Source organism: Gallibacterium salpingitidis, from assembly GCF_001678495.1.
Classification (GTDB): Bacteria; Pseudomonadota; Gammaproteobacteria; order Enterobacterales; family Pasteurellaceae; genus Gallibacterium; species Gallibacterium salpingitidis.
Genome location: NZ_JTJL01000022.1, coordinates 1 through 21,442, shown reverse-complemented (window position 1 = coordinate 21,442; position 21,442 = coordinate 1). Strand labels below are relative to the sequence as shown.

21 protein-coding genes are annotated in these 21,442 nt (G+C 36.7%); 10 read left to right on the top strand and 11 right to left on the bottom strand.

Annotation, left to right across the window (positions count from 1 at the left end):
• Position 1: 1 nt before the first annotated feature.
• Entirely contained in the window at positions 2-775 is a 774-nt protein-coding gene (locus QS62_RS06065) for a factor H binding protein domain-containing protein (RefSeq protein ID WP_066107431.1), read from the bottom strand.
• Between the two features lie 272 nt (positions 776-1,047).
• Between QS62_RS06065 and acnB the strand changes: the two genes are divergently transcribed.
• The 5 genes from acnB (at position 1,048) to QS62_RS06040 (ending at position 8,170) form a co-directional block, all read left to right on the top strand.
• A complete protein-coding gene (gene acnB / locus QS62_RS06060) occupies positions 1,048-3,654 on the top strand; it encodes a bifunctional aconitate hydratase 2/2-methylisocitrate dehydratase (RefSeq protein ID WP_066107428.1) in 2,607 nt (868 codons plus the stop codon).
• 140 nt (positions 3,655-3,794) lie between these two features.
• Positions 3,795-4,718 carry an ADP-glyceromanno-heptose 6-epimerase gene (gene rfaD / locus QS62_RS06055; RefSeq protein ID WP_066107425.1) on the top strand — a complete coding sequence of 308 codons (924 nt, stop codon included), beginning with the start codon at positions 3,795-3,797 and terminating at the stop codon, positions 4,716-4,718.
• A gap of 10 nt (positions 4,719-4,728) precedes the next feature.
• A complete protein-coding gene (gene waaF, locus QS62_RS06050) occupies positions 4,729-5,766 on the top strand; it encodes a lipopolysaccharide heptosyltransferase II (RefSeq protein WP_066107423.1) in 1,038 nt (345 codons plus the stop codon).
• A 103-nt stretch (positions 5,767-5,869) separates the two neighbouring features.
• Positions 5,870-6,976 (top strand): metallophosphoesterase, encoded by a 1,107-nt coding sequence (locus QS62_RS06045; protein WP_066107418.1) that lies wholly within the window; start codon positions 5,870-5,872, stop codon positions 6,974-6,976.
• The gene (locus QS62_RS06040; protein WP_066107414.1) at positions 6,977-8,170 is read left to right on the top strand and encodes a BaiN/RdsA family NAD(P)/FAD-dependent oxidoreductase; all 1,194 of its coding nucleotides are present in this window, start codon (positions 6,977-6,979) and stop codon (positions 8,168-8,170) included.
• Here QS62_RS06040 and QS62_RS06035 read toward each other — a convergent pair.
• On the bottom strand, positions 8,167-9,948 hold the full coding sequence (locus QS62_RS06035; RefSeq protein ID WP_066107411.1) for a DUF3413 domain-containing protein: 1,782 nt from the start codon (positions 9,946-9,948) through the stop codon (positions 8,167-8,169). The two genes, QS62_RS06040 and QS62_RS06035, sit on opposite strands and share 4 nt — an antisense overlap.
• A gap of 14 nt (positions 9,949-9,962) precedes the next feature.
• Positions 9,963-10,193 carry a YejL family protein gene (locus QS62_RS06030; RefSeq protein WP_066107406.1) on the bottom strand — a complete coding sequence of 77 codons (231 nt, stop codon included), beginning with the start codon at positions 10,191-10,193 and terminating at the stop codon, positions 9,963-9,965.
• Between the two features lie 127 nt (positions 10,194-10,320).
• On the opposite strand from QS62_RS06030, the gene yejK reads away from it, so the two are divergent.
• The gene (yejK, locus tag QS62_RS06025; RefSeq protein WP_066107403.1) at positions 10,321-11,334 is read left to right on the top strand and encodes a nucleoid-associated protein YejK; all 1,014 of its coding nucleotides are present in this window, start codon (positions 10,321-10,323) and stop codon (positions 11,332-11,334) included.
• Between the two features lie 67 nt (positions 11,335-11,401).
• Positions 11,402-11,809: an outer membrane protein assembly factor BamE gene (bamE, locus tag QS62_RS06020; protein ID WP_066107400.1), complete on the top strand. Its 408-nt coding sequence runs from the start codon at positions 11,402-11,404 to the stop codon at positions 11,807-11,809.
• Positions 11,810-11,858: 49 nt separating this feature from the next.
• Here bamE and rpmE read toward each other — a convergent pair whose 3' ends face one another.
• On the bottom strand, positions 11,859-12,071 hold the full coding sequence (gene rpmE / locus QS62_RS06015; protein ID WP_066107397.1) for a 50S ribosomal protein L31: 213 nt from the start codon (positions 12,069-12,071) through the stop codon (positions 11,859-11,861).
• Positions 12,072-12,304: 233 nt separating this feature from the next.
• Here rpmE and priA point away from each other — a divergent pair, with 233 nt between their 5' ends.
• Positions 12,305-14,512 carry a primosomal protein N' gene (gene priA, locus QS62_RS06010; protein WP_066107392.1) on the top strand — a complete coding sequence of 736 codons (2,208 nt, stop codon included), beginning with the start codon at positions 12,305-12,307 and terminating at the stop codon, positions 14,510-14,512.
• A 71-nt stretch (positions 14,513-14,583) separates the two neighbouring features.
• On the top strand, positions 14,584-15,393 hold the full coding sequence (ftsN, locus tag QS62_RS06005) for a cell division protein FtsN (protein ID WP_066107387.1): 810 nt from the start codon (positions 14,584-14,586) through the stop codon (positions 15,391-15,393).
• Between the two features lie 40 nt (positions 15,394-15,433).
• Here ftsN and fabR read toward each other — a convergent pair whose 3' ends face one another.
• From fabR to metN, 7 genes are all read right to left on the bottom strand, one after another.
• On the bottom strand, positions 15,434-16,072 hold the full coding sequence (gene fabR / locus QS62_RS06000; RefSeq protein WP_066107382.1) for an HTH-type transcriptional repressor FabR: 639 nt from the start codon (positions 16,070-16,072) through the stop codon (positions 15,434-15,436).
• Positions 16,073-16,077: 5 nt separating this feature from the next.
• A complete protein-coding gene (gene oxyR, locus QS62_RS05995) occupies positions 16,078-16,989 on the bottom strand; it encodes a DNA-binding transcriptional regulator OxyR (RefSeq protein ID WP_066107379.1) in 912 nt (303 codons plus the stop codon).
• 67 nt (positions 16,990-17,056) lie between these two features.
• Positions 17,057-17,485 (bottom strand): DUF2251 domain-containing protein, encoded by a 429-nt coding sequence (locus tag QS62_RS05990; RefSeq protein WP_066107376.1) that lies wholly within the window; start codon positions 17,483-17,485, stop codon positions 17,057-17,059.
• 8 nt (positions 17,486-17,493) lie between these two features.
• On the bottom strand, positions 17,494-17,973 hold the full coding sequence (locus QS62_RS05985) for a GAF domain-containing protein (RefSeq protein WP_066107374.1): 480 nt from the start codon (positions 17,971-17,973) through the stop codon (positions 17,494-17,496).
• A gap of 71 nt (positions 17,974-18,044) precedes the next feature.
• Positions 18,045-18,845 carry a MetQ/NlpA family lipoprotein gene (locus QS62_RS05980; protein WP_066107367.1) on the bottom strand — a complete coding sequence of 267 codons (801 nt, stop codon included), beginning with the start codon at positions 18,843-18,845 and terminating at the stop codon, positions 18,045-18,047.
• Positions 18,846-18,866: 21 nt separating this feature from the next.
• The gene (locus QS62_RS05975; protein ID WP_066107364.1) at positions 18,867-19,532 is read right to left on the bottom strand and encodes a methionine ABC transporter permease; all 666 of its coding nucleotides are present in this window, start codon (positions 19,530-19,532) and stop codon (positions 18,867-18,869) included.
• Positions 19,525-20,559: a methionine ABC transporter ATP-binding protein MetN gene (gene metN / locus QS62_RS05970; RefSeq protein ID WP_066107361.1), complete on the bottom strand. Its 1,035-nt coding sequence runs from the start codon at positions 20,557-20,559 to the stop codon at positions 19,525-19,527. The genes QS62_RS05975 and metN overlap by 8 nt, the downstream gene beginning before the upstream one ends.
• 192 nt (positions 20,560-20,751) lie before the next feature.
• Between metN and gmhB the strand changes: the two genes are divergently transcribed.
• The gene (gene gmhB, locus QS62_RS05965) at positions 20,752-21,321 is read left to right on the top strand and encodes a D-glycero-beta-D-manno-heptose 1,7-bisphosphate 7-phosphatase (protein WP_066107358.1); all 570 of its coding nucleotides are present in this window, start codon (positions 20,752-20,754) and stop codon (positions 21,319-21,321) included.
• The last annotated feature ends 121 nt before the right edge of the window (positions 21,322-21,442 follow it).

The following is a 21,442-nucleotide window of genomic DNA, read 5'->3' as shown; positions in this document are numbered from 1 at the left end:
ATTAGACCTCTTTTTCTAATGTGGCAATACCTACAACTTCTTTAGCATTTTTTCCCATAAAATGACCTTCATATTGACCAGTTAAGCCATTTTGTGTTGTTGCACTGCCTTGGAATGCGAGGATCTTATCCGTTGGATCATTAACATTGGTTTCAGTAATAATTTGTGTCTTATCTAAGGCAATATTAACGTTATTACCTTTTATTTCGCCACTGATATTTTTATTGGTGAAATCAGCTTGTAATTTAACGGAGCCGTTGGTATCAACAGTATGGTTTTGATCGACGAGTAAAGCTTTACCTGTATAGGTGGCTGTACCCGAAAGTGTTTTTGCCTCTTCGGCAGAAGTATTAATACCTGCAGTATCTAATCTGGCAAAATTTTGTGGTCTATCTTTACTAACCATTACGCTGTATGCAGAATCAGCTAAATTAACAGCATAAACAGTGTAACTGGCTTCATTGGTGTTAAAACTAGATTTGCTAAAACCTGAATTATCAAGAACCAAGATTTTATCTAATTCGTTATCTATTTTTTCTATTTCATTATTATTTTTAGGCTCTACAGATATTTTATTTTCTAAATATTGGTTGTCAAAAAGGGTTGCTTGTTTAGCATTATTTTGGTGTTTACTATTATCATCACCTCCAGAAGAACTAGAAGAACTAGAAGAACTAGAAGAACTAGAAGAACCAGAAGAACCAGAAGAACTACAAGCGGCTAAACTGAGAGAAGTAAATAGTGTTAATGTGAGCATTTTGAATTTGTTCTGCATAGTCTATTTCCTTTAAGTTTTGTTGTTGTAAATAAGCGTTACTATTAAGAAAGATAAATTATAAGTGACTAATAATCAATGTTTTATTTTGCACTAGAAAAAAAGATAACGAAAATTTTTAGAGATAGATCAAATATCCAACAATCTCTCTTTTTGCACCTTTGACTTTCCTAAGTCATAGATCTATATTAACAAATGGTTAACATTAAGCATTATTGCTCATGCAAATTTACTTCATACTCTAGCTACAATTAATAATTTAAGGATTTATTATGGCTAATTTTTTAGGTGATTACCAAAAACACGTTGAACAAAGACAAGCCGAAGGGGTTTTCCCTTTACCACTAAATGCAGAACAAACCTCCCAACTTATTGAATTACTCAAAGCACCTTCACAAGAAGATCCTAATTATCTCTTAACACTGTTTGAAACTCGTATTCCAGCCGGGGTTGATGAAGCTGCGTATGTCAAAGCTTCTTTCTTATCAGCGTTGGCAGCAGGTGATGTAACATCACCATTCATCAGCCAAGAACGTGCAGTAGAATTGTTGGGTACAATGCAAGGTGGCTACAATATCGAACCATTAGTGAAAGCCTTAGATAATGACAAACTTGCACCATTAGCAGTTAAAGCACTTTCCCATACTTTATTAATGTTTGATAGCTTCCATGATGTGGCTGAACGTGCAAGCGCAGGTAATCCATTTGCAAAACAGGTATTGCAATCATGGGCTGATGCAGAGTGGTTTTTATCTCGTCCAAAATTAGCAGATAAAATTACAGTAACAGTATTTAAAGTAACTGGTGAAACTAATACCGATGATCTTTCACCAGCACAAGATGCGTGGTCACGTCCGGATATTCCTTTACACGCAAAAGCAATGTTAAAAAATAGTCGTGATGGTATTACCCCAGATAAAGAGGGAGAAGTTGGGCCAATTAGCCAAATTCATCAATTAAAAGAAAAAGGCTTCCCACTTGCATATGTTGGTGATGTGGTGGGTACAGGTTCATCACGTAAATCAGCAACTAACTCTGTGTTATGGCATATGGGGGAAGATATCCCATTTATTCCAAACAAACGTGCTGGCGGGGTCGTGTTAGGTGGCAAGATTGCACCAATTTTCTTTAATACTTTAGAAGATGCGGGCGCATTACCAATTGAAGTTGATGTTACCGCATTAAATATGGGTGATGTGATTGATATTTATCCGTATGAAGGCAAAATCTGTCGTCATAACAGCGATGAAGTATTAGCAACCTTTAGCTTAAAAACAAAAGTATTGCTGGATGAAGTGCGTGCAGGTGGCCGTATTCCATTAATCATTGGACGTGGGTTAACACACAAAGCAAGACAAGCATTAGGTTTAGGCGAAAGTGATGTATTTGTCAAACCACAAGCAGTAGCTGCAAGTAATAAAGGCTTCACTTTGGCACAAAAATTAGTTGGTCGTGCGTGTGGTGTGGAAGGTATTCGTCCAGGGCAATATTGTGAGCCTCGTATGACCTCTGTTGGTTCACAAGATACAACCGGTCCAATGACTCGTGATGAGTTGAAAGATCTTGCTTGCTTAGGCTTCTCAGCCGATTTAGTAATGCAATCATTCTGTCATACTGCAGCTTATCCAAAACCAGTTGATGTTACCACTCACCACACCTTACCAGACTTTATTATGAATCGTGGTGGCGTATCATTACGTCCAGGTGACGGTATTATTCACTCTTGGTTAAACCGTATGTTGTTGCCAGATACTGTCGGAACAGGTGGTGATTCACATACCCGCTTCCCAATTGGTATTTCATTCCCAGCAGGTTCAGGATTAGTCGCATTTGCTGCAGCGACAGGTGTAATGCCATTAGATATGCCTGAATCTGTATTGGTACGTTTCACTGGTACAATGCAACCAGGTATTACCCTACGTGATTTGGTTCATGCAATTCCATACTATGCGATTCAACAAGGGTTATTAACGGTTGAGAAAAAAGGTAAGAAGAATATTTTCTCTGGTCGTATTTTGGAAATTGAAGGTTTGGAAAATCTAAAAATTGAACAAGCCTTTGAACTCTCTGATGCATCAGCAGAACGTTCTGCTGCGGCTTGTACCATTAAACTAAATAAAGAACCAATTATCGAATATCTCAACTCTAATATTACCTTGTTGAAATGGATGATTGCAGAAGGTTATGGTGATGCGCGCACATTAGAGCGTCGTATTAAGAATATGCAAGCGTGGTTGGCTGATCCACAATTGTTGGAAGCAGATCCTGATGCAGAATATGCGGCAGTGATTGAAATTAATATGGATGAGATCAAAGAGCCAATTCTTTGTGCACCAAATGATCCAGATGATGCTCGTAAATTATCCGAGGTACAAGGTGATAAGATTGATGAAGTCTTTATCGGTTCTTGTATGACCAATATCGGACATTTCCGTGCAGCAGGTAAATTACTCAATAAATTTGCTGATGTGATTCCAACTCGTCTATGGATTGCACCGCCAACCAAGATGGATGCTGCTTTATTAACTGAAGAAGGTTATTACAGTATTTTTGGTAAGAGTGGCGCAAGAACAGAAATGCCGGGTTGTTCACTCTGTATGGGTAACCAAGCACGTGTAGCACCAAAATCAACCGTAGTATCCACTTCAACTCGTAACTTCCCGAACCGTTTAGGTCAAGGTGCGAATGTTTATCTTGCTTCTGCTGAATTAGCGGCGGTTGCGGCGTTATTAGGTAAATTACCAACACCGGAAGAGTACTTAAGCTATGCTGCTGATTTACAACAAGATAAAGACGATACTTATCGTTATATGAATTTTGATCAAATCAATAGCTATGTGAAAAAAGCGGGAGAAGTGATCTTCCAAACACAAGTTTAGTACATCAATTTTTGTCGTACTTTTCTTGTTGATCTTAATAAATATTATCCCATCACCAGCGTGATGGGATTTTTTTGTTTTTTCAACAGGGTAAATCTATTAAAATAAACAGAATTTTGTTAAGTGATTAAGGAAATCAAATGATTATTGTAACTGGTGGTGCAGGCTTTATTGGCAGTAATATTGTTAAAGCACTCAATGACATAGGTAGAAAAGATATTTTAGTTGTTGATAATTTAACAGATGGTACCAAATTCGCTAATTTGGCTGATTTAGATATTGCAGATTACTGTGATAAAGAGGATTTTATTGCTTCTATTATTGCAGGTGATGATCTAGGTGATATAGAAGCAGTATTCCACGAAGGTGCGTGTTCAGCGACTACCGAATGGAATGGTAAATATATGATGCAAAATAACTATGAATATTCAAAAGAGTTATTGCATTATTGTTTAGATCGCCAAATTCCTTTCTTATATGCCTCTTCAGCGGCGACTTATGGTGATAGATTAGAGTTTATCGAAGAGCGTCAATTTGAACATCCATTAAACGTTTATGGCTATTCAAAATTCTTATTTGACCAATATGTACGCCAAATTTTACCAGAAGCACAATCACCAGTTTGTGGTTTCCGTTATTTCAATGTGTATGGTCCACGAGAAAATCACAAAGGTAGTATGGCAAGTGTTGCCTTCCATTTGAATAATCAGATTTTAAAAGGAGAAAATCCGAAATTATTTGAAGGCAGCGAACATTTCCGTCGTGATTTTGTTTATGTGGGCGATGTTGCTGCTGTGAACATCTGGTGCTGGCAACATGGTATTTCAGGTATTTTTAACTGTGGTACAGGAAATGCGGAAAGTTTTGCAGAAGTGGCGAAAGCAGTAGTGAAATATCATGGTAAAGGTGAAGTTGAAACTATTCCATTCCCAGAACATTTAAAGAGTCGTTATCAAGAATATACACAAGCAGATTTAACCAAATTACGTGCAACTGGCTACGATAAACCATTTAAGAAAGTAGCTGAAGGGGTTGCAGAGTATATGGCGTGGTTAAATAAATAGTTGAAGTAATATGAAAATTTTAGTGATTGGCCCATCTTGGGTTGGCGACATGATGATGTCGCACAGTTTATATCAGACATTAAAACAGCGTTATCCTGACTGTGAGATTGATGTGTTGGCACCAAATTGGTGTCGTGCATTACTATCCAGAATGCCTGAAGTGCGACAAGCATTAGCGATGCCTATTGGGCATGGTGAGTTTAACTTATCGCAACGTTATCAGATTGGTAAATCATTACGAGGGCAATATGATTTAGCGATTGTATTGCCAAATTCGCTAAAATCGGCGTTTATTCCATTATTTGCTAAGATTCCATTACGTCGTGGTTGGAAAGGCGAGAGTCGTTATTTTTTGTTAAATGATTTACGCAGTAATAAACGAGAGTATCCGTTAATGGTGCAACGTTATATTGCTTTGGCTTTTGAAAAAGGACAAATTCCAGCAGCGAAAGATCTAGCAATACCTTATCCTTATTTGCAAACTGATCCACAACAAGTTGCTGAAACTTTTCAACACTTTGCTGAACAATATGGCTTTGATGATAAACGAGCAATAATTGGTTTCTGTCCTGGAGCAGAATTTGGACCCGCAAAACGCTGGCCGCATTATCACTATGCTGTCTTAGCACAACAATTAATTGCCAAAGGATACCAAGTGAGCTTATTTGGTTCAGCTAAAGATGAGGCGGTAGGTGAAGAAATTCGTCATAGTCTTACCGAAACAGAGCGCCAATATTGTATCAATTTAGCGGGAAAAACTTCGTTACCACAAGCGATCGATCTCATTTCACAATGTACTGCTGTTGTGAGTAATGATTCTGGATTGATGCATATTGCAGCAGCTTTGCAGCGACCTCTAGTAGCAGTATATGGACCAACCAGCCCAGAATATACACCGCCATTAACAGATAAAGTGAAAATCTTGCGCTTGATTAGTGGTGGTTTAATTAAAGTGCGTAAAAGTAAAGATAGTCAAGAAGGCTATCACCAATCATTAATTGATATTCAACCAGAAATGGTGATTTCGGCGTTCGATGAGTTGCTGTAATTATCCGAATAATGGATAAAGTCTGTGAAAATACTCGGCTTTATCCATTTTTATCTGTATTTTGTTCAGCTTAACTTAAGATGTAGAGGAGAAATCAACAGGAATGGTATTTCGTTATCTTATTTTTGTATTCCTACAAATTTTGATCTTTGTTGGTATAAAAGCTGTTGATTGGTTCTTCTTACATAAAACCACAACGCCATACTATAAACGTCCTTTCGTGTGGGGTTGTTATTTAGTCATTAACGCATTTTTACTGTTGTCCGTTTTTCATTTTATCCCTAACGGTTTTCGTTATTCTGCTTATATTTTGATTGGTTTATGGTATATCACTTTAGTTGTTTTCTTCTTATGGGCAAGTAAAAAGATATTAGCACTTTTCAAAATACCTTTACCATCATCACCAATTTTAAGCCGAGGTATAGCAATACTGTTACTAACGGGATTGTGTAGTTATAGTGTGCATCAAGCATATGTGCCACAAGTGGTACATTATTCGGTACAAATTGATAAAGCAGTAAAACCATTCAGAATTGGTGTAGCAAGCGATCTACATCTAGGGAAATTATTTGGTAGTAAGCAATTAGAAAAATTGCAGCAAATTTTTACGCAACAAAAAGTCGATATTGTGTTGTTACCTGGCGATATTATGGATGATAATTTGCAAGCCTATTTTCAACAAAAAATGCAGCCCTATTTTGCTAAATTGAGCTCTCCATTAGGCGTTTATGCCACCTTAGGTAATCACGATTTTTTTCAACAACCTACTCAAATTGCTAATGAAATTCGACGTGAAGGTGTATATCTCTTAACAGATCAAGCTGTTGTGGTATCTAATCAATTTATTATTGTTGGGCGTAATGATGAATTAGATCTGCAACGCCAGCCAATTGAAAAAATCTTGGCTACTATTCCTGCAGAAAAACGAGCTGAATTACCGATTTTATTAATGGATCATCGACCATTTTCGATTACCGAAAATAGTCAGGCTGGCGTTGATATTCAAGTATCAGGTCATACCCATCGTGGGCAAATTTTCCCATTTAATTTGATTGTACATTTAATGTATCAATTAAGTTATGGTTATCAACAATTTGCGCAAATGCATACTTTTGTCACTTCGGGATATGGTTTTTGGGGTGTGCCTTTCCGTTTAGGTTCACAATCAGAAGTGATGATTATTGATGTATCATCAAAAGAGAGTCGTTAGATGCAACATTATGATGTCGTGATTATTGGCGCTGGTGCCGCTGGATTATTTTGTGCTGCCCAAATTGGGAAAAGTGGTAAGTCAGTTATTGTGCTAGATAATGGCAAAAAAGTTGGACGTAAAATTTTAATGTCTGGTGGTGGCTATTGTAATTTCACTAATTTAGAGGTTAGTGCGGTAAATTATTTATCGCAAAATCCTCATTTTGTGAAATCAGCATTAGCTCGTTATAGCCAATGGGATTTTATCAGCTTAGTAGCGCAATATGGTATTGCTTATCACGAGAAAGAAGCAGGACAGTTATTTACTGATGATGGTGCGGAACAGATTGTTAATTTACTGCTGCAAGAGTGCAAGCTGGGGCAAGTTGAGTTTCAGTTACAAGTGAATATTAAACAAGTACAAAAATTATCCTCTGGTTTTTCTGTACAAGCGGAAAATGGTAGTTGTTGGCAATGTCAGCAGTTAGTGATTGCAACAGGTGGCTTATCAATGCCAAAGTTAGGTGCTACACCGTTTGGTTACCATATTGCGGAACAGTTTGGTTTAAATATTGTGCCGCCACGTGCGTCATTAGTTCCGTTTACTTATCGAGAACAAGAGAGTTATCTCTCTGCATTAGCAGGCGTTTCTTTGCCCATTAGTGTAAATGCTGCTAGTGGAAAGTCATTTAATCAATCGCTTTTATTTACGCATCGTGGGTTGTCTGGGCCAGCTATTTTGCAGATTTCTAATTATTGGCAGCCAAATGAAAGTGTTGAAATTGATCTATTACCGCAGCTTAATCTGACGGAATATTTATTAGCGTTGCGTCAAACTTCAGCGAAATTACAATTACGTACTGCCTTGCAGCGTATTTTGCCGAATAAAGTGGTTGAGGTGTTTTGGCAGAAATTAGCCTTAAAAGAGTGTGTACTAGCCGATTTAAGCAAAGCGACCTTAGCTGATTTAACGCAAGCATTCCACCATTGGCAATTTACGCCAAATGGGACAGAAGGTTATCGCACTGCTGAGGTCACGTTAGGCGGTGTGGATACTCAGCATATCTCTTCAAAAACAATGGAAGTGCAACAAGTGAAAGGACTTTATTTTATTGGTGAAGTGCTTGATGTGACTGGTTGGCTAGGCGGCTATAATTTTCAATGGGCTTGGAGTTCTGCTTACGCTTGTGCGAGTGCAATTAAGCCACTTTAGTGTTCGATAAATGAACGTACTTCGCTGAACGCCGCTAAGAACAAACCGAGTGGCGGACGAGTAGAATTTTGTTGTTGGTATTCAGCATTGAACTTTTTGTAATTACCATATTTATCAATTTGATATTGCACACCATCATTATCAATAATCACTATCCAACGGTTATTTGCGCTTAATGTCCAGTTATCTGGCGTAGCATTATCTGCAAACAGATTATTACCAAGGGAAAAATCGGTAGCAGGATTTTCCGCTTTAAAGATCTGCTTCAATAGCGTTGGCACAATATCTAAATTGCTGGTGAGGTTGGTTAATTGTTGTGCAGGCTTATCTCCCCAATGAACCAGTAATGGCACATGAATCTTATCTGGAGAGAAGTCGGCTATATCATCATTTTCACTAAAACCAGTATCGGCAGTGACGATAATTAAGGTATTTGCGAATTGCTGATGCTGTTTTAAGGTTTCAATGAGTTCCGCAAATGATTGATCCACTTGTAATAAATTTTGTGAATATTGATAAATTGCTGCATTTTCGGCACTATCTGCTGTTTTATTTTGTCCTGATTTAGTTGTGACTAATGAAACATCAATAAAACTAAACCAAGGCTGCGAGTTGTCTTTATTTTGTTGTTGATACCAATTTTCCCACTGTTTGAATGTAGCAACATTAGTTTTGTTATATTGTTTTTCCGTTTTTTCAAACAACACAGAGAATAGAGGTTGAGCATCTTGTTGAGTCAATTGCGCCTGTATTTGATAGTCTAATTCACGTAAACGTTTTAATAGTACAGGCTGGGTTTTACTAAATAGAATGCTGTCTAAATAGTTGCCGGGTAAACCATAAAATAGACCAACTAAGCCTTCTTGTGCTTGATTACTGCTACTATAATTTTGTTTAAAATTAAGAGATTGTTGTGCGAATTGGTATAGCGCTGGCGTAGCAGTTTCAGAAATGACATTGTTACGCAACCCGGAAATATTGATTAATAAAATATTAGGCGTTGTATCAGGTGTAGCGTAACGAATATTACGTTTTGGATAATCCAAATATCTTGCGTCTGCGCGACCGGTTGCTGTTAAGATTGCTTGGTAGCTTTCTGCATCTAGTAAACCATTTTTTTCCAAGAATTTTCTTGCGGTCATTGGATAAGATAATGGCAAATTAGAACGTTGCGCGGTAATTGGACGGTAAAAAGTCGCATCTGCCCACGCATAAATAAGGTGCATAGCAATAAAAGCTAATAAAAAGGTATAAGAAACAGGTTTAATCCATTTTTGTCGTTCTAAACTACGGAATTTTTGCCAAGACCAACGGGAAAATAGCATTTGCAATAACAGGATAATTGGCATTGGAGCAAAGAAAATCTGCCAATCGCGAGCAAGTTCACCATTTTCAGGATTGATCACTAAATCCCAAACCATTGAGCTTAAATGGATATAAAAACGTTTGTAAATTTCACTATCTACCAGTAATACGGTAGTACATAACGTAGCAATAATTACCGTAATACCACGAAAAGTACGGTGATTTTTAATGATAAAACTTAACGGAAAGATAATGAGTAAGTAGATGGCGAATACAATAAAACTGAAATGCCCAATAATGCTGATAAAAAAGTAAATTTTTCCTAATAGCGTATCGGGCCAATCAGAGAAGAAAGCATAACGTGAGCCAATAATAAAAGAGATAATAATGTTAAAAAACGCAAACCAATGACCCCACGAGATTTTTCGTGATAATTCTTCTCGGTCTTGTTGGGTGTAGTTCAGTTTTAACATTATGGTGATGCCAATTAATGCTTTTTGGTTGCAGTTTCTAAAGAGTGTAATAAAGCTTCAGTGAAGGCTTTGGCTAAAGGTAAACGTTGTGAGTCTTTGACACTGCTGAGTAATAAATTACTTACCATATCACCTAGAACAATTAATGATAAATCAACAGGTGCTTGATGTTTTTCTAAAGTAGCGATCATCTCGCTCATCAACGCTTCAATTTCTTTATTTGAATATTTAGAATGTGCCGCCATACAAATTTGCTAACGAAAAAAACTTGGCGCTTATCATACCAGATTTTTTAAAGAAATCGGCTAAAAATAATGGGGAAAATCTCCTATAATGGCAAAGATTTTGGTCAAAATAGCATAAGATATTATTATGAGTATAAATGTTGAACAGATTATTTTGCATCAGTTGTACAGAAAATTAACTGTTGACGCAGAAACGATTGAACTTGAAACGAAGTTACGTGGTCAAACCCTTCCGGAAAATGAATTAGTGCAACAATTAATGTTGGAATTGCATCAGCATTACCAAGCGAAAAATAAAACTTACGCGGTGTTTAATGATGAATCGCAGTTTGCACAAATGCTAAATCGCTATTTAGAAAAAGAGTTGGATTTTTTAACCTTTAGTCAGCAAGCGACCGAACTGCTTGCAAAAGAAATCAGTAAATACAGCTTCGCTAGCGGTGGTACTTTTATTGTTAGCCAATATAATTTTTTGGCAACCGATTATCTTTTTTTAGGCTTAATCGACAGTAGAACGAGTCTATTAGTTGATGAACAATTGGAAGTGCATGGCACGCAATATTTGGATTTAAGTAAATGTGACATTATTGCGCGAGTGAATTTAACTGAATTATCAATTGATGCACAATCGAACCGCTATCTAACCTTTTTAAAGGGAAGGATTGGTCGTAAAGTTGGTGATTTTTTTATGGATTTTTTAGGTGCAGAAGAAGGGCTTAATCCAAAAGTGCAAAATCAGTTGTTAGTGCAAGCGGTACAAGATTATTGTCATCAAGCTGATGTAGAACCTGAACAATCCAAAGAGATTAAACAACAAGCTTTAGCATATTGTAAAGCAAGAGCAGATGAAGGTGCTGAAATTGATGTTGCTGCGTTATCTGATGAAATGGATAAATTGAATGGACAATCTTTTGTGGAATTTGCACAAACGGAAGAGTATGAATTAGAAGAAGCTATCCCGCCATTGCCGGCAACACTGAAGAAATTGGAAAAATTTTCGGGATCAGGGCGTGGTGTTACTTTGACTTTTTCAGCTGAATTGTTAGGACAGCGTGTCGTTTGGGATGAGGAAAATGATACGTTAATGATTAAAGGATTACCTGCAAATTTACGCGATCAATTGCAGCGTAATAAATATTAAATTGGCATTTCACCTAAGTTTAGGTATTATCAGCGAGAGTTAACGATTATTAAGAAGGCTAACTATTATGAAATTAAAAATTGTTTTGTTGTCATCACTTTTTGCATTAGGCATTTCTGCTTGTTCTTCACCAGTTAGTAAATTGGTTTATCGTATTGATGTGCCGCAAGGAAATTATCTTGATGCAGCAACAGTGGATAAATTACAAAAAGGTATGACACAAGAACAAGTACAATATTTACTTGGTACGCCATTATTAGTTGATCCATTTAATACATCTAATTGGGTGTATGTACAAAGAATTCAAAAAGGGCATGAAGATCCAATTGAGAAGAAATTAATTGTACATTTTAATCCACAAAAAACGGTAGAAAGTTTTGATTACTCTCCTGAGTTAGCTCAAGCAGAAGTAAAAGAGGTGGAAAAGCCACAAGTGGCAGAAGAAGGTAAATCTTGGTGGCAATTCTGGAAATAAGTAATAGATAACAAAAAACCTACCGAATTTGGTAGGTTTTTTACTGTTCTTATTTTGTACTTGGAATACTGAAACGTTTGTTGAAGCGTTCAACACGACCACCAGTATCAACAACACGTTGTTTACCAGTATAGAATGGGTGGCATTTTGCACATACGTCTAAGTTAATATCGTGTCCCACAGTAGAACGAGTTTTGATCACATTACCGCAAGAGCAAGTTGCTGTGATTTCTTTATATTCTGGATGAATACCTTGTTGCATAATAACCTCAAATTAGCATGCGCCGCTATTGATCTCCTTAGGATCAACACCGCACATATTTTTACAAAAAAACATCGCCATATGGCGACAGTAAAAAGGGAACTGAATAATATAGGAAACGAGTAGAAAATTCAATATAAAAACAAGGAATATTCGCTAGAAAAAGATGTCATTAGGGGAATAGCTGAAAATTTTCTATAATGTAGCGGTAGTTTATCGTTGTAAGGTTTGTAATGAAAATAGTACGTGTTGCATTAGATATTTCTGTTAGAAATCAGTTTGATTATTTATTGCCAGATGAAATGGAGGTCAGCATTGGTGCTAGAGTATTAGTACCATTCGGCACACAGAAACGTATTGCGATTGTAACGGATTTACCCAATAGCAGCGAAGTTGAACAACTAAAACCGATTCTAGCCGTATTAGATCACATTACATTATTTGATGAAAAAATGTGGCAATTACTCTTATGGGCGAGAGATTATTACCATCATCCAATTGGTGAGGTGCTATTTTCTGCATTACCTGTCAAGTTACGCAGAGGCGATACAATTACCAAAATGACACAGCATTTTTATCAGTTAACTGAATTAGGTAAACAAGCAGTTATAGATAATGTGCTGATCAGAAAACCACGCCAACATGAACTTTTACAGTTCTTACAACAACATCAATGTTTAGAAAAACAGAGTGATATTTTTTCTCATAGTATTAAGAAAAGTGTATTGGAAGCTGGCTATATTGAAACCATTGAGATTGAAGTAAATCAACCAAAATGGAATGAAAATATTACGGAAACAGAAATTGTTCAAAGCAAAAATAAATTGAATTTAAATAAAGAACAGGCGTTGGCAGTTAGTCAGATCAGCTTATGTCAGGGATTTCACACTTGGTTATTGCAAGGAGTAACAGGCTCTGGAAAAACTGAAGTGTATTTGCAAGTGATTGAAGAAGTATTAAAGAAAGGACAGCAGGTCTTGGTATTAGTGCCAGAAATTGGTTTAACGCCGCAAACTATTCGTCGTTTTAATTTGCGTTTTAATGTCCCTATCGCCGTATTGCACTCGAATATGAATGATGCTGAACGGTTGCAAGTGTGGCAAGCGGCGAAAGAGAATAAAGTTGCTATTGTAATCGGAACTCGTTCAGCGATTTTTACACAATTTTATGACCTAGGCTTAATAGTATTGGATGAAGAACATGATCAGTCTTTTAAACAGCAAGAAGGGTGGCGTTATCATGCCAGAGATATTGCAGTTTATCGTGCTAGACAACATCAAATTCCAATTATTCTAGGTAGCGCTACGCCAAGTTTGGAAAGTTTATATAATGCAGCAAGAAAGAAATATCATTTAATTTCATTACGTTATCGAGCCAATAATCAGGTCGCCAATAATCAAATTGTTATCGACTTAAAAACACAACATTTAGAGAATGGCTTATCGACCAGCCTATTATTGCGGATGCAAGAAGTTTTGCAACGTGGCGAACAAGTATTATTGTTTTTAAATCGACGCGGTTTTGCACCAGTCTATTTATGCCATGATTGTGGTACGGTAGAGATGTGTGCACATTGTGATAAACCTTATACTTATCACCAATATCGTAATGTATTGCAATGTCATCATTGTGGCGCACAAAAACCGATTCCATTCCAATGTTCTCATTGTGGCTCAACTAATCTATTGACAACTGGAGTTGGCACAGAGCAGCTGGAAGCGGTATTACAAACTAAATTTCCAGATTATCAGATAGTGCGTTTAGATCGAGATAGTACAGCGAGAAAAGGTGCTTTAGAGCATTATTTACAAGAGATTTCGCAAGGAAGACGTCAAATTCTGATTGGCACGCAAATGTTAGCCAAAGGTCACCACTTTCCAAATGTTGGGTTAGTGGCTTTAGTGAATATTGATAGTGCCTTATTTTCTGCGGATTTTCGTGCCGAAGAGCGATTGGCGCAATTATATGTACAAGTTGCGGGTAGAACAGGACGAGGTAATAAAGCAGGAATGGTCTTATTACAAACACATTATCCAGAGCATCCTCTGTTTAAAACTTTGATTTCAGCTGGCTATACTGATTTTAGTCAGCAAGTTTTACAACAGCGTTACCAGTTTCAGCTGCCACCTTATTATCATCAAGCACTTATTAAAGCATCTGGGCGTAATGAGGTGGAAGTTAAGCAGACGTTGCAATTACTGCTGGAACATCTGCAAACAAGATTAGATAAATCTATGCAAGGAGTGCAATTATTGGGGCCCTTGCCGGCTACGGTAGAAAAAAAAGCAGGTCGATATCGTTGGTATTTATTGTTACAACATCGTCAACGAGGTGCTTTACACCAGACGTTGTTTTTAGTAGAAAATTTATTAACAACGTTAAAAATACCGTCGGCAGTGAGGTTAGCCTTAGACATTGATCCTTATGATTTCAGTCAATAATTGTGGTCAATATTTCAAATTTTCAGTAAAATTAGCGCCCGTTTTATAGGTTAAATAGTTAGGAAAAAGTTGTGGTTCAACGAGATTATGTTTCACGAGGTCCTGCCTCTAGAAGAAGACAACAAAAAGGTACAGGCAGAAAAAAATTATTATTAGCCTTAATGCTATTGATTATTGCAGTATTTGCGATTGCATTATTCTTTCTCAAAGAAAATTCTCCAGCAAGTAAAGAAATTACAACCACAGCAGAAACAGCACCAACAACGAAAAAAAGTACGTTACCAAGTCGTCCGGAAGAGGTTTGGAGCTATATCAAACAATTGGAAACGAGAGAAGTACCAGTTGATGACAATGTTTCTTCTGTAGCTAAAAATGTACAATTGACCGAAGAACAGAAGAAAATTTTATTACAATTGGAACAAGATAAATTAGCTGAACAAGCAAAACAAAAGGCAGAAGAGCAAGCCAGAATAAAAGCTGAAGAACAAGCTAAAATTGAACAAGCGAAAGCTGAACAACAAGCAAAAGCTCAAGCCGCTCAGCAAAAAGCGACTACTGCAAATAAAGTAGAAAAAACAGCAACAACGACGACTAAAACTGTTGTGACAGAAGCAAAATCTGACAATGAAACGAAAAAGAGTTCAGCAACCGATAGTAAAGGTGGTAGAAAATATGGCTTGCAATGTGGCGCCTTTAAAAATAAAACTCAGGCTGAGAATTTACAAGGCCGTTTAGTGATTGAAGGTTTTAATGCGTTTACTAAAAGTTCTGCCGATTGGACTCGTGTCTTTATTGGACCAGTAGATAGTTATAATGCAGCTTCTAGTGCAAAATCAACATTAGGATCGAAAGGCGTGGATTGCGTCGTTATTGGAATGTAGTTTTATTTAGCTGTAATTTGATGAAAAGTGCATGAAATTCTCATGCACTTTTTTGTGTCTGATTGTTGTCAGAATGATCAACCAGTAAGTAAGCCCCTTTTGCCATCATCCGTAATTGCAAAATCACTCGATGTTTTAAGGCTTCGCGCTCTTGACTATTCATATCTAAAGCGTGAGATCCTGCTGTAAACACTAATGTTACCATTCCTTCGGATTGTGCTTTTGCTACATAATCGGGAATATTTTTATCTTTATTCATAATATATTCCGCTAACTCAGCAACAAAGTGATTGATTTCACGAGAAGCTGCGGTACGGAATTCTTGTGAAGTACCAGAACTTTCTCGCAATAGCAGACGAAACACATTTGGACGATTAGTAATAAATTCAAAAAATGTTTCTACAGAAATGACAATTACACTGCCGCCATCAGCAATGCGTTTACGAGCTTGACGCATTAATTGGCGTAAGATCAATCCTGCTTCATCCACCATACTTAAACCTAATTCGTCCATATCACGAAAATGGCGATAAAAAGAGGTCGGAGCGATACCAGCCTCACGACTGACTTCGCGTAAACTCAAATTAGAAAAACTTTTTTCAGCACTAAGCTGTTCAAATGCTGCATCAATTAAGGCGCGGCGAGTTTTTTCTTTTTGTTTGGCTCTGATTCCACTCATAATGATTAGTCTTGGGTCGGTGTAACAAGCAAAGGCTTAATATTTTTTTCTACCAATTGTGCTACACGTTGATAGCGAGCGCGTAATGGTGAACCCGGGCGATAAATTAATCCGACAGAACGGAATGGACGTGGATTAATACAAGGAATGTATTTCACGCCTTGGCGCGAACGTTCGTTTAAGATAGCGAGCTCTGGCATAAAAGTAATTCCAGCATTTGCTGCGACCATATTGCGTAATGTTTCTAAACTGGTAGCTTGGTAATGTGCATTTTCTTTTGCTCCTGCCACGAAGCAGTAACCTAACGCTTGATCGCGGAAACAGTGTCCGTCATCTAACATTAGTAATTCATAATCTTTTAAACGTTCGAGTGGGATTTCTTGCTCTTTCGCTAATGGATGTTTCTCGGATACAGCAATTAACATTGCTTCATCATAGATTGGAATTTCCATAAAAGCAGAAGTTTCTTTAACGAGCGCAACAATGGCACAATCCAATTGTCCTTTTTCCAGTTGTTCTAGTAATTGATGGGTTTGGGCTTCATATAGATAAACTTCTAATTCAGGAAAGGCATCACGCAGCATAGGAATAATGTATGGTAATAGATAAGGACCAATTGTCGGAATCATACCGATGTGTAATGGTCCGGTCATATCTTTACCTTGATTACTTGCCATTTCACGTAATAATTGCACCTCTTTTAATACATTGCGTGCTTGATCGACTAATAACAAACCAGATTGTGTGAATAATACTTTACGACTGGTACGTTCTAATAAAATGATGCCTAATTCGTCTTCAAGTTTGCGAATTTGCCCGCTTAAAGTAGGTTGGCTAACATGACATGCATCAGCAGCTTTACGGAAATGTTTGTGATCAGAAAGAGCTACTAAATATTCAAGATCCCTAAGATTCATAACGCCTCCTTTCATAGGTTATGACGATTAAAAATTATATTTTTAATTGGAGGAAACTATAACATATTTATTGTCGAGTACAATCATTTTCTGCATCTGTCAGCCATTGCTTGATTAATTCATCCGTAATTAATTTATGGGACCATAAGCTAGTAATGGCTGGTTGTGGAAATTGATTGTGGTTATACGCAATCAATCTTTTAAAATCAAAGGCAGCGTGCGGATAATCATTGATTAGTAAGATTGCAAAATAGCCATCTTCTGACCAACAAATTTGTAATTGACGGGCAGTTTCTTTTTGTTCAACAGATGCTGCGTTATAAATATGCAGGCAATCTACAATCGCTTCTTCCTGTTGGGTATCAATAGCATAGAAATAACCAGTTTCACCGTCATCTTCAAAGACAACAGCAAGATTTTCATGTTGGCTAGAGTGAGTGCCGAGTTGTTTTGGCTGGCTAATAAAAAGTTGATCTTCTAAGGTTAAGTGCAACATAAATATCCCTATATGTTGAGTGTTGATAAATGGTCAGTTAATTGCTGCATACAGCGTTCTAAAATGTGTTGATCCTGTTCGGTGAAACGGGCAAATTTAGGGCTATCAATATCTAAAACACCAATAATTTTTCCTTGATGATAGAGTGGTAATACGATTTCTGCATTACTCGCACTATCACAAGCTATATGCCCCGCAAATTGGTGAACATCGTCGATGCGTAATACTTTATTTTGTGCAACAGCTTGTCCACAAACGCCTTTTCCTACAGGAATTCTTGTGCAGGCAATTTTACCCTGAAATGGTCCTAAGGTAAGTACATTCTGTGCATTAAGTAGATAAAAACCGACCCAATTGATCTCTGGTAAATATTGATTCAATAATGCAGAAGTATTGGCTAACACACTGATTAGATTATCATCATCAGCGATTAATGCTTGTAAGCTAATGGGTAAATTATTTAAGTCCGTATCAGAAAAAGAAAACATAGCTACTCCTAAACAAGGAAAAGCCGAAAGGGGATTCCTTTCGGCTTATTATCAAATGGAATAATAAAAAATTACCAGCCTTTTACTACAGAATCTTTAAATTCTTCCATTGCTTTTTTGTACACTTCTTCAGTGTTGTAGGCTTTTACGAAGTTTTGTACATCTGGATCTGCTTTATTATCTTCACGAGCAACAATGATGTTTACATATGGAGAATCTTTATCTTCTACGAAAACAGCATCTTTGCTTGGATATAAGCCTGCTTGACCAGCAAAAGTATTGTTGATAATTGCAAGATCTACTTGACCTAAAGTACGTGGAATTAGGTTAGCATCAAGAGTTTTAATGTTAAGATTCTTTGGATTTTCAACAATGTCTAAAGTGGTTGGTGTTAAACCTGTACCCGCTTTTAATTTAATTAAGCCTTGAGCTTGAAGTAAGAGAAGTGCACGACCACCGTTAGTTGGATCGTTTGGAATTGCAACGGTTGCACCATCTTTTAACTCACTCGCTTTTTTGATAGTTTTTGAGTAAGCAGCAATTGGATATACGAAAGTATTACCAACGATAACAAGATCTTTCCAACCGCGATCTTTCATTTGTGAATCTAAATATGGTTTATGTTGGAATGCGTTAGCATCGATTAATTTATTTTCTAATGCCGCATTTGGTGTTACATAATCAGTAAATGGCACGAGTTCAACTTCTAAACCATATTTATCTTTAGCAATTTTTTTTGCGGTTTCTGCAACGGTCATTTCTGGACCAGTTTGGATACCAACTTTGATTTTGCCATCTTTAGCAAATGCTGATGAAGAAAATGCAATAGCAGCAGATAACGCACTGATAGTTAAGATGTTTTTGATTTGCATATCTAAAATCTCCTTATAGATTTATTTATGATTAAAATAGCGGACAAGTTGGTCACCAATAGTTTGGATTACTTGAACCATAATAACGAGAATTACAATAGTGGCGATCAGTATTTCAGGTACGTAGGTTTGATAACCATACTGAATACCAACATAACCTAAACCACCGCCACCTACGGTTCCAGCCATTGCCGAATAGTTTACTAATGCTACTAAAGTAATAGTGATAGCATTAATAATGCTAGGTAATGCTTCTGGTAATAAGAATTTAGTAATAATTTGGAAATTACTTGCGCCCATTGCGCGTGCAGCTTCGGTTAAACCAGATGGAATCTCCATCAAAGCGCCTTCAACTAAGCGGGCAACAAAAGGAATAGCTGAAATCGTCAATGGAACAATTGCTGCAGTGGTACCGATAAAAGTACCTAAAATCAACATAGTAAATGGGATAATAGCAACTAATAAAATTACGAATGGTACGGAACGACCGATATTAACAATAGCGCTTAAAATCGCATTAAGACTTTTATTTTCTTTAATTTGTCCTCTTTTGGTAATAAAAAGCACTACACCAAGAGGAATACCAAATAGAGCTGCAAAGAAACCTGAAGCAAACACCATATAAAGTGTTTCTAATGTTGCGTTACCAATTAAAGTCCAAACTTGAGGAGTTAATACATCAAACATAACCAAGTACCTCAACACGTACGTTGTGTTCCATTAAATAAATTTTTGCTTGGGTAATTGAGTCTTCATCACCCTCAACTTCTGCAATTACAAAACCGAACTTGACACCACCAGCATAGTCAATTTGTGAAGTCAAAATACTCAAATCAATACCAAATTTTTTGGAAGCTAATGAGAGTAATGGTGCGTCAACAGAACGACCAGTAAATTCAAATTTAATCAACGGATAAGATTGTGCATTACGAGGTGAATCACTCAATTGTGCCAAATATTCATCAGGTAAATTGATATGGAATGTTGAGCGAATAAAATCTTGTGCCAATTGTGTTTTTGGATTTGAGAAAATTTCACTGACAGAACCTTGTTCGACTAAGCAGCCTTTATCAATAATTGCCACTTGATCACAAATCTGTTTTACGACATCCATTTCATGGGTAATTAATAAAATAGTGATACCTAAATTACGATTAATCTCTTTTAATAATCTGAGAATAGACTGGGTAGTCGCAGGATCTAAGGCGCTAGTAGCTTCATCGCATAATAAAACCTTTGGATCACTTGCTAAGGCACGAGCAATTGCTACACGTTGTTTTTGTCCACCAGATAAGTTACTTGGATAAGCATCTTTTTTATCTGATAGTCCAATCATTTCCAATAGAGAGTTTACTTTTTCAATGATTTTTTCTTTTGGTGTGCCATTAAGCTCTAATGGCAGTGCAATATTACCGAATACAGTACGAGAACTAAGCAAATTAAAATGTTGGAAAATCATGCCAATATTGCGACGAGCTTGCACTAATTGAGATTGCGATAATTTCATGAGGTTTTGACCATCAACAAATACATTACCACTAGTTGGACGTTCTAATAGGTTAACGCAACGAATCAGTGTACTTTTACCCGCCCCAGATGCTCCGATAACACCAACAATTTTTCCTTGTGGAATATGCAAAGAAACATTATCCAATGCGGTCAGCTGACGCCCATTCACTTGGAAAGTTTTATAGATATTTTCTAATTTGATCATTTTTTACTTAATTAAGTTAAGACAAGAAAATTATCGAGTATTTTAGACGTCTAGATAGCTATGTCAATAAATTTTTATAAAGTTTAGTTATTAGCAATGAAAAGGGGGATTTTGGCATATGTAAAATGGAGAGGAGTGATATAGTATAGATGTATGGAAAGATAAAAAAGAATTATTAAATGAGGGGAAAAAATGAGAAAAGCCATTTTTTTAGATCGTGATGGAACATTAAATATTGATCATGGTTATGTACATACTATTGATCAATTTGAGTTTATTGAAGGTAGCATTGAAGCACTAAAAGTTTTACAAGAGATGGGCTATTGTTTGATTTTAGTAACTAATCAATCAGGAATTGCTAGAGGTTATTTTTCAGAAGATGATTTTAATCAGTTAACAGAATGGATGGATTGGTCATTAGAAGACAGAGGGGTACATTTAGATGGCATTTATTATTGCCCTCATCACCCGGAAGGAAAAGGTGAATACCGTAAAGAGTGTGATTGTCGTAAACCGAAAGGTGGTATGTTATTAGAAGCGATTAAAGATTTTGATATTGATCCTAAGCAATCGATTATGATTGGAGATAAATTAGATGATGTATTGGCAGGAAAATCAGCGGGAGTATCGACAACAATACTAGTAAGAACAGGTAAAGCTATTTCTGAAGAAATTGCAGCAAATGCAGACTATGTTATTGATTCTATTGAAGACCTTCCGAGATTAATTAAACAGACAATTGCTAAGAAGTCTAAAAAATAAACGTTTAAAAAATTTTTATAAAAAAGTGCTTGCAAGGTGAGTTGAAATCACTATAATGCACCTCCGCAACGACGCGTTGTTGAAGTAAAAAAGAAAACGCGTCGTTTTTTGTTCTTTAACA